At 50.2% G+C, this 8759-nt stretch carries 8 protein-coding genes; 2 read left to right on the top strand and 6 right to left on the bottom strand.

The annotated features are described in order from the left end of the window. Positions 1–6: 6 nt before the first annotated feature. The 6 genes from QM579_RS05695 to nikA form a co-directional block, all read right to left on the bottom strand. The gene (locus QM579_RS05695; RefSeq protein WP_414998213.1) at positions 7–780 is read right to left on the bottom strand and encodes a class I SAM-dependent methyltransferase; all 774 of its coding nucleotides are present in this window, start codon (positions 778–780) and stop codon (positions 7–9) included. Between the two features lie 47 nt (positions 781–827). After that, positions 828–1586, bottom strand: a complete 759-nt coding sequence (locus QM579_RS05690; protein ID WP_414998212.1) for an ABC transporter ATP-binding protein — start codon at positions 1584–1586, stop codon at positions 828–830. Next, complete coding sequence (locus QM579_RS05685) at positions 1579–2403, bottom strand: ABC transporter ATP-binding protein (RefSeq protein ID WP_414998211.1); 825 nt, start codon at positions 2401–2403, stop codon at positions 1579–1581. Before QM579_RS05685 ends, QM579_RS05690 begins: the two co-directional genes overlap by 8 nt. Continuing rightward, complete coding sequence (gene opp1C, locus QM579_RS05680) at positions 2400–3242, bottom strand: nickel/cobalt ABC transporter permease (protein WP_414998210.1); 843 nt, start codon at positions 3240–3242, stop codon at positions 2400–2402. The genes QM579_RS05685 and opp1C overlap by 4 nt, the downstream gene beginning before the upstream one ends. After that, positions 3239–4174, bottom strand: a complete 936-nt coding sequence (opp1B, locus tag QM579_RS05675) for a nickel/cobalt ABC transporter permease (RefSeq protein WP_414998209.1) — start codon at positions 4172–4174, stop codon at positions 3239–3241. Before opp1B ends, opp1C begins: the two co-directional genes overlap by 4 nt. A 64-nt stretch (positions 4175–4238) precedes the next feature. Continuing rightward, the gene (nikA, locus tag QM579_RS05670) at positions 4239–5840 is read right to left on the bottom strand and encodes a nickel ABC transporter substrate-binding protein (protein ID WP_414998208.1); all 1602 of its coding nucleotides are present in this window, start codon (positions 5838–5840) and stop codon (positions 4239–4241) included. A 157-nt stretch (positions 5841–5997) separates the two neighbouring features. Between nikA and QM579_RS05665 the strand changes: the two genes are divergently transcribed. Further along, positions 5998–7578, top strand: coding sequence for an outer membrane homotrimeric porin (locus QM579_RS05665; RefSeq protein ID WP_414998207.1), 1581 nt, complete (start codon positions 5998–6000; stop codon positions 7576–7578). Between the two features lie 498 nt (positions 7579–8076). Next, positions 8077–8759, top strand: a 683-nt coding sequence (locus QM579_RS05660; protein WP_414998206.1) for a radical SAM protein, incomplete at its 3' end; no start/stop codon positions are given.

Here is an 8759-nt window from a genome sequence, read left to right as displayed (position 1 = left end):
TGCCCGTTATTTCATGGCGCGTATGGCAAACATGGGTACCGGGTTGTAAGTCTCGTCCTGCTCTGTATAGATGCGTGAGCTTAGCTCCACATCACACCGGCAGTGAGAAAAGCCAGCGTTATGTAATGTACGCATGTCCCAATCTGGGCGAGATTCACGGCTAAGGGGCAGTTCACGGCGAATAGATTCGCATTCTTCCATCATGCCGTCATCCATACCAACATGCGCGTGTGTTCCCGGATGGCGCACTACATCCATAAAAGATACAGAGCCATAATCTGCGTCGAAGTTCAGTAAGATCCCGCCATGGCGTAACACTCGGTGCCATTCTCGGTAGGCTCCGGTAGCGTCCTGGAGAGTCCAGGTAAGGTTGCGGGAAATCACTACGTCCATGCTCTCACTCTCAAATTCCAGGCAGCCTGCATCCATTTTTTGAAAGCTGACATCGCAGCTATGCTGTCTGGCTATAATGCGGCCCTCTTCAAGCATGGGCTCACTCATATCAATTCCGCAGACTGTATGCCCGTGCTGGGCCATAAGGATTGCAAAAAAACCTGTGCCAGTACCGATATCAAGAATGCGTAAGGGCTGTTTGCCTGGCAAATATGGCAAGATCTCACCCAGCCATTGGCTTTTTTTGTCGCTGCTCAATTCCGCTCTGCGCGTGGTCCCATAGCTGCTTGCCCTGCGGGACCAGTAGCATTCAATGCGGTTACTCAAAGTGTTGTTGGAGTGAGATGGAAGCTCGTCGCCAGTGGAAGAAGGGGCTGTATAGTTCATGAGAGGTCCTTATAAGGGATGAGTAGCGGTGCGGAAATAGTTCTATTTTAACCCGCCCAACGGGATTGAAAAAGAATTGCTGAACCGATAAGTCGCTTGGCGTACTCGCTCGATACTTGGGCGAGATCAGAGCTGGCAGACTGTTCAACAATCCGTCCTTTATGCAAAAAATAAATATTGTCACAGAGATAGGTAACAGCTTGCAGGTCATGCGCTATGAAAAAATAGGTCATGTCTCCCTTCAATTCTTGTAGCAGCTTAAGTATTCTGGCTTGCACCGAGACATCAAGAGAGCTTATGGCTTCGTCAAAAAGAACAAAGGCTGGGCTTGTTGCAATGGCGCGGGCGATACAGGCCCGTTGCAGTTGCCCGCCGCTTACCTCGTGGGGAAGATGCTTTGCCAGTTTGGGTGAAAGACTCACGCGGTCCATAAGTTTGGCTACGGTGACATCTGCCTCTTTGCTTCTGCCACAGGCAATCAACGGTTCACGAATGATATCTGCAATGGTGTAGGCCGGGTTTACAGATGTCGTATAGTCCTGAAAAACCACACTCATACCGCCAGCGTGTTTCTTTCGCCATTGCTTTACAGGTTGGCCCTGCATAAGTATGCGGCCGCTATCCGTCTGTTCTAGGCCAAGCATCAAACGCCCCAGTGTGCTTTTTCCGCTGCCGCTTTCGCCCACAAGGCCTACTGAGGCTCCGGCAGGTACGGAAATGTTTATTCCGTGTAGCACCTGCTGTTTTTCAGTCCGCCAAAAACCATCTTTGTCGTAGCTTTTACAGACGTTAGTAACTTCAATCATGGCAGCTCTCCAGAACGGACCTGAAGTTTTTTGTCAAAGCTATGCGAGTGCTGATGAGATATTGGGTATACGGATGCTGTGGGGCATTAAAAATATCCTCGGCACGTCCTGACTCCACGCATTCGCCGTCTTTCATGACCAACAGGCCGTCCGCCAGGCACTGTACGATACCCAGGTCGTGAGAAACAAAAATCATGGCCGTGTTATGCTTTTTTCGCAGTTCCAGAAACTGTTGCACGACTTCAAATTGTGTTTCGGCATCCAGAGCCGTGGTTGGCTCGTCTGCAATGATAACTGCGGGTTTCATTATCAGGGCCAGAGCTATCATACAGCGTTGCAGCATGCCCCCGGACAACTGGTGCGGATAGCTGTTCATCACTTCTTCAGAATTGGCGAGGCGTACGCGCTCAAGCATACCAATAGCCAGTTGTTTTGCTTGCACCGGATCACATATGCCGTGAGCTGTCATGGTTTCCATAAACTGTTTGCCGAGAGTGTATAGCGGGTCAAAGGCCGTCATGGGTTGCTGCATGACCATAGCTATTTTACATCCGCGCAGGCTTCGCATTGTCTCTGATCCGGCATGTAAAAGGTCTGTCCCTTCAAACAAGGCTGTGCCGTCTGCCTTCAATGTGGGGGGAAGCAGGCCCATAAGACTGCGGCAAACCAGGGTTTTACCACTGCCGCTTTCACCCACTATGCCAAGGCAGGTCCCTGCATCAAGCGTAAAATTCAATGGTCGAACCAGCCGCATTTTACTTTGGTGCGTGATTCGCAGGTTGCGCACTTCAAGCACGGACTTGTTACAGTTTTTCATATGCGTACGCCTTCGGCAGTGGTGTGAGCTGGATCCAGAGCGTCACGCAGGCCGTCGCCCAGAAAATTGAAAGCCGCCACAATCAGCAGTATGAGCAGGCCAGGGGGCAGCATCTGCTGCGGATACATGCTCATGATGTCTTTGGCATCGCTGAGCATGGCGCCCCATTCTGGTGTGGGAGGCTGTACACCAAGGCCCAGGAAGGACAGGGCGGATACGGCCAAAATTACTGATCCTGTATCCAGTGTGGCCAACACGACAATTTCTCCGGCTGCCCCCGGCAGCAGGTGCTTGCGAAAAATATGCAAGGTACTGCATCCCGCTACACGGGAAAAGCGCACGTAGTTCATATCTGAATACTGCATGACTGTTGAGCGGATCATGCGTGTGTACCAGGGCCATTTGGCAATGACACTGGCAATGACAATGTTGCCAAGGCCAGGGCCAAGCATACCTACAATGGCAAGGATCATGACTTCACTGGGAAAGGACATCATTGCATCACAAAGCCGCATGATAGCTTCATCGACCTTGCCTCGAAAAAAACCAGCCACAAGCCCCAGAAGGGTACCCACAAAAACAGTGAGCAGCATGGCCAGAAGAGAAAATCCCAAGGTTGCCCTTCCGCCCCACATGAGCCGCGAAAGTACATCACGCCCCAACTGGTCTGTCCCAAGGGGATGAGAAAAGCTTAGATGAGCAAATTTATCCTTAACATTGATTACCGTGGGATCGTAGGGGGCCAGCCAAGGAGCAAAGAGGGCTGCGGCGGCCACCAGAACCAGAAAGGCCATGCAGCACATGGCCATGCGATCCTGCCGCAATGCTTTCCACATCATGTGTTGCTCCGGTTGCGCATACGCGGGTCAATGGCAGCGCAAAGAATGTCCACCAGCAGGTTGAATCCGACGAAGAGCACGGCCATGAGCAGCACATAGGCCTGAATGACAGGGAAATCTCTGTTGAAAATTGAGGTCACGCACAACCAGCCCAAGCCTGGCCAGGCGAAAATGGTTTCCACCACAAAAGTTCCGGCCATGAGTTTGGGAAGGGACATGCCAAGCCCAGTGAGAGTGGATTGCAGAGAATTACGGAAGATGTGGCACCAGATTGTCCCAGGGTAAAGACCGCGTGCTCTTGCAAATAACACGTAATTGCTCTGCTTGTTGCGCACCATGCTGTTGCGAAGCAGGCGCGCGTAAGTGGCAGTGTATGCCAGGGAGAGCGTTATAGCTGGAAGAATAACGGATGAGGCACTGCCCATGCCGCTGGTGGGTAGCCAGTCCAGCTTTACTGCGAAAAGCCACATAAGCAGCAAGCCTGCCCAGAATCCAGGCAGGGCCGTTCCCAGAAAGATCAGTCCTCGTAGCAGATAATCCACAGGTCTGCCTTCATAACGAGCGCATATAAATGCCATACCGATGCTGCAAACAGCCGTAATGATGGTGGCCACGGCAGCCAACCACAGGGTCGGGGGCAGGGCTTTAGCCAATTCCTGTGCCACGAGTTTGTCGTCAACGTAACGTCTGCCCAGATCGCCTTGTATGGCAGAACCTATCCAGTCTACATAACGCGTCAGAAAAGGCTTGTTCAATCCCAGTTTTTCTCGGGTAAGCTCCAGTACTTCTTCTGTGGGGACAATTTCATTAACGCGTACTGCTACTTCAGCCGGGTCACTGGGACTCAGCTGAATAATCATAAAAGCCAGAAACGAAATGGCTAACAGTAGGGGAATAGTACCCAGAAGGCGATGCAGTATGTATGTTTTCATGCAAAAATGAAATTCATGCGCACTACCTGTACAGATAGTGCGCATGCTTATGACTGGTTATAGTTTAACGGGCAGGGCCTTTCTGAAAATACATGGTCTCAAAGGGAATTTCATACTGGGAGGCTCCGAAGCCAACCCCTTGCAAAGTTTTGCTGTGGACGGCCTTGGTGCGCGAGTATGTAAGAGGGATATATACCCCTTCATCATGAATATAGGTCAGGATCTCCCGGTACATTTTTTGTCTGGCATCTTCATTGGGTTCTATCATGAGTTCGGTGATAGCCTTGTCCAGCCATTCTTTGCGCTCAAGCCCAACCTGGGCCTGATAATCGCCATGCGCGGGAATCCGCCAGGATGAAAGATAGGATTGGGGATCGTAAGGCGTACCCCAGGAAAGAGAATATTGAAGTTCAAAGTCGCCGGTTTTTTGGCGATCAAGAAATGCCTGCTTTTCTTCACCGATGATTTTCATCTCAATGCCGATCTTTTTCAGATCACTCTGCATATATTCGCCAATGGTGCGTTCCTGTGCATTTTGTGAGTTGTAGTAAAGGCGAACGACCGCTTTTTTGCCATCTTTGTAACGCCAACCGTCTGCACCGGTTTTCCAACCTGCCACATCAAGCAGTTCCGATGCTTTGGCCGGGCTATATTCTCGGACTGGCAAGTCCAGATCGCAGTAATGAACTGTGGGGGAAATAAGCGTGTTCGCCACGCTTTCGGTGCCATTAAGTACGCCTTCCGCAATGGCTTGCTTGTTAATAGCATGCTGCAGGGCCTCGCGTACGGCTTTTTCTTTTGTGACGGGCTGATGCGCGTTGAGCAAGATGGCGCGTGAGGCCACAGGCGCACTGATGGCCGTGACATACTTTCCTTCTTTTTGCAGGGCATTGAAGGCGTCAAGGTTCAGCATGTCTCCATCCGACCCGAACAGCAAATCAATTTCACCTTTTTGCAGGGCCAGCATAATGGTCTGATGGTCTGGCATGACTCGCCAGCGTACTGCCTGTAATTCCGGTTTCGTACCCCAGTAATCCTTGTTGGCTGTAAATAGAGAATATTGTTTATCTTTATGCTCAGTTAGCACCCAGGGGCCAGTGCCCACGTAGCCTGAAACACCGTCTTTGGTTTGCCCGTTTACAAAGCAGTTGGGCGAAATGAAACGGAAGGGGCGTACCAGCCCGAGTTCTACCAAGGTGGGATAATACGGGTGTTTCATCACCAGCTTGAAGGTGTGTTCGTCCACCACTTCATTCCGGTCAATGAGATTGACCATATCAAGCCATGCGTGGCGCGGCTTGTTGGCCACAATGGCGTCCATGTTGAGCTTGACGGCTTCGGCATTGAAGGGAGCCCCATCAGTGAAGTGAACCCCTTTGCGCAAATGGAAGGTGTATTCCTTACCATCGGGAGAAATTTCCCACCGTTCTGCCAGCCAGGGTTTTACGCCTTCTGGCGTATTTATAACCAGAGGTTCAAAAACCATGTTCTGTGCGGCCATTTCTCCAGAATACAAGTGCGGATTGATATTACGGATATCCTTGGTGCTGGCGTAGGACAATTCCGTGCGGGCCGCCTGCGGCTGGGCATTTTTTTCATTACCTTCACAGGCGGCAATAAAAAGGCAGCACAATAGGGCTGCCAGCAAAAAAACTAATTTTCGCATGATGGTGCTCCATATTCGCGAAAAACACACTTTTTTGTTGACTTTGGTAGCATGTTTTTTCAAAAAGTATTACCCGGAGTGTGGCGTATTGGTAACACGATTTTAATAATCGTGTCTAGGTCAAAGTTAAAGAATAACCGTGATGTTGAGGGTGGTTATGTTGAAAAAAATCAGCACCCTGTTTATTGCTGCCGCCATTCTTCTGGGAGCGGATACTGCCAGCCATGCCGTAGAATTTAAAGCCAAGGGCGTCTGGAATATGAATTTTGAATACGGCAGCGGAGGCAATTTCACTGAACGGGGGCGTTCAGAAAATGGTAACAAGGCTGCAGGGATAACAGGCTGGGGCCGCTATGGTGAAGATCAATTCGAGGCCAAGTCACGAGTACGCCTGCAACTGGACGCAGTGGCTTCTGAAGCCCTGTCTGGGACTGTCTACTTTGAAATTGGCGGCGTCACTTGGGGTAGAGCCAGTAAGGGGGGCGCACTTGGGGCGGACGGCAACAACGTGGTCAAGATCAAGCACAGCTATCTTGACTGGGCAGTGCCGCAAACCAGTGTAAAGGTGCGTATGGGCATACAGCGCGTGTTCCTGCCTGACTTTACAACTGAAGCTTCTCAGGCATTTGACGCCGACGTAGCGGGCGTGGTGCTTTCCACACCAGTTACTGACAACCTTTCCTTGTCAGGTTTTTGGGTGCGGCCCTACAACGATAATTGGGCTGGCGACTCTCAGTCACCACAAAACTACCTGGATAATTTTGATATTTTTGGTTTGACAGCTCCTGCGCGCCTTAATGGTGTAAATGTTACGCCTTGGGCCATGTTGGGCATGTTTGGCAGCAACTCTTTTCGGTCCGGCACTGATTTTTATGGCAAAAATTCAACTGGCGCCGGCGCTCTGGGCCTCTCCCCCGCAATCTATGCGCTCAAGGATTCCAAGGTTGGCCGTCAGATAGCTGATGCCTATTCAACAGTACTTTGGGCCGGTATTACTGGTGAGGTGGTTACGCTTGATCCCTTTCGCATTGCAGCCAGCTTTAACTATGGCTCAGTGGACACTGGTGTAGAAGCTCTTAACCGCAAGGGCTGGTATAGTGCCCTGTTGGCTGAATACAAGCTTGATTGGGGAACTCCCGGCGTTTACGCTTGGTATTCAAGTGGCGATGACGACAATATCAAAAACGGCTCAGAACGTATGCCCAACGTTGAGGCCAACAACGAAAGCACAAACGCTATGTCAAGCTTCGGCACCCTTGGTACCTGGACATTGGGGCGTGATACTCTCATCGGATCGACTTTCGCCGGAACCTGGGGCGTGGGGGCGCGAATCAAGGATGTAAGTTTTTTTGAAAAACTGAAACAGACATTTCATGTAAACGTTCTGGGGGGAACCAACAGCCCCGGTATGGCAAAATATATCAAGGGCGCCAAAGACATTGATGGCTACACCAGCTTTACGCCCGATACAGGAAATGGGTCTGCTGATTTCAATTCAGCCAACTACTATGGTCTTTATCTGACCACTCAGGATTACGCGGCTGAGTTCGGCATCACAACCACCTATCAAATTTACGACAATTTGCGCCTGCTTGTGGAAACCAACTACATAGCCTTGTGGTTAGATCAATCACGAGGGGTGTGGGGTGGATATACATCTGCCAATGGCACCCAAACGGGGTCCAATAGTACGACAGACGCCTGGAACGTTAATGTGAGTTTTATTTACAAATTTTAGCTGCAAGTTTAGAGCAGGTTACGAATGAAATGAGCAAATGCTCTGCAAGGATTTCCCTGAAAAATCCTTGCCACGAAATGCGAGCAGGCAGGCAAAAGCCTGCCTGCTCGCATTTCAAGTGTTAAATGTGCTAGAAGTTGAGCTAAGGATTACTTGTGCGCAGAGCCGGGTTTTACCTGGTTCTGCGCACAACTTTGGTGCGGGGTTGTTTTTTAATATCATAAATTATTAACTATTGTTATAGACATTTTTTGTTCTTCAGGCCAACAGATAGGCATGTAATTCGTGTTACGTAATTGACAAAGGTAACACTGAGTGTTACCTGATGACCTGTTCATAAATATTGCCATGCAGCAATGCGCTCAATTACAGATGGCGTGTATGACCCTGCCTTGAAGGTAGGTTTTTTTGCAAATTTTGGTGTTACGTTTTTTAAAAAGATAACACTATGCCAAAAGTGTTCTTCACTACGCATAACCGCTTGTGGGGGGAGTTTTAATGGGAACCGCCGCTGATACAAAAGCCGTATGGCTTGATGATGCCAAAATAAGAAAAACCCTTGAATCCTGTACCCGCGAGGACGTTACGCGAGTGCGCGACGTCCTCGACAAGTCCAGAGAGTTAAAGGGGCTTTCTCAGGCAGATGTGGCCGTACTTATGGGGATTTCATCCCCGGAACTAATCTCAGAGCTTTACCTGACCGCCAAGGCGGCCAAAGAAGAAATTTACGGCAACCGCATTGTGCTTTTTGCTCCACTCTACATCTCCAACCTCTGTTCCAATGAGTGTCTTTACTGCGCATTTCGTAAATCAAACAAAGCCGTGGTGCGTCGCGCCCTGAACAGGGACGAAATTACCGATGAAACCAAGGCCATCCTGCGGCAGGGGCACAAACGTGTTCTTATGGTAGCGGGCGAAGCGTATCCGGGCAGCGGCATAAGCTATGTGCTCGATGCCATTGACGCTATCTATGACGCAAGAGAGGACGGCAGCAACATCAGGCGGGTCAACGTTAACCTCGCCCCCTTGTCCGTTGATGACTTCAAGCAGCTCAAAAACCGCAATATCGGCACGTTTCAACTTTTTCAGGAAACATACCACCGCGAAACGTACAAGCAGGTGCATCTTTCCGGCCCCAAGAGCGATCTTGACTGGCGGGCATCTTCCTTTGACCGGGCAAT

The sequence above is a fragment of the Desulfovibrio sp. genome (assembly GCF_047607245.1).
Taxonomy (GTDB): Bacteria; Desulfobacterota; Desulfovibrionia; order Desulfovibrionales; family Desulfovibrionaceae; genus Desulfovibrio.
Note: the sequence above shows the minus strand (reverse complement) of the source record. Positions and strands in the feature narration are given on the sequence as shown.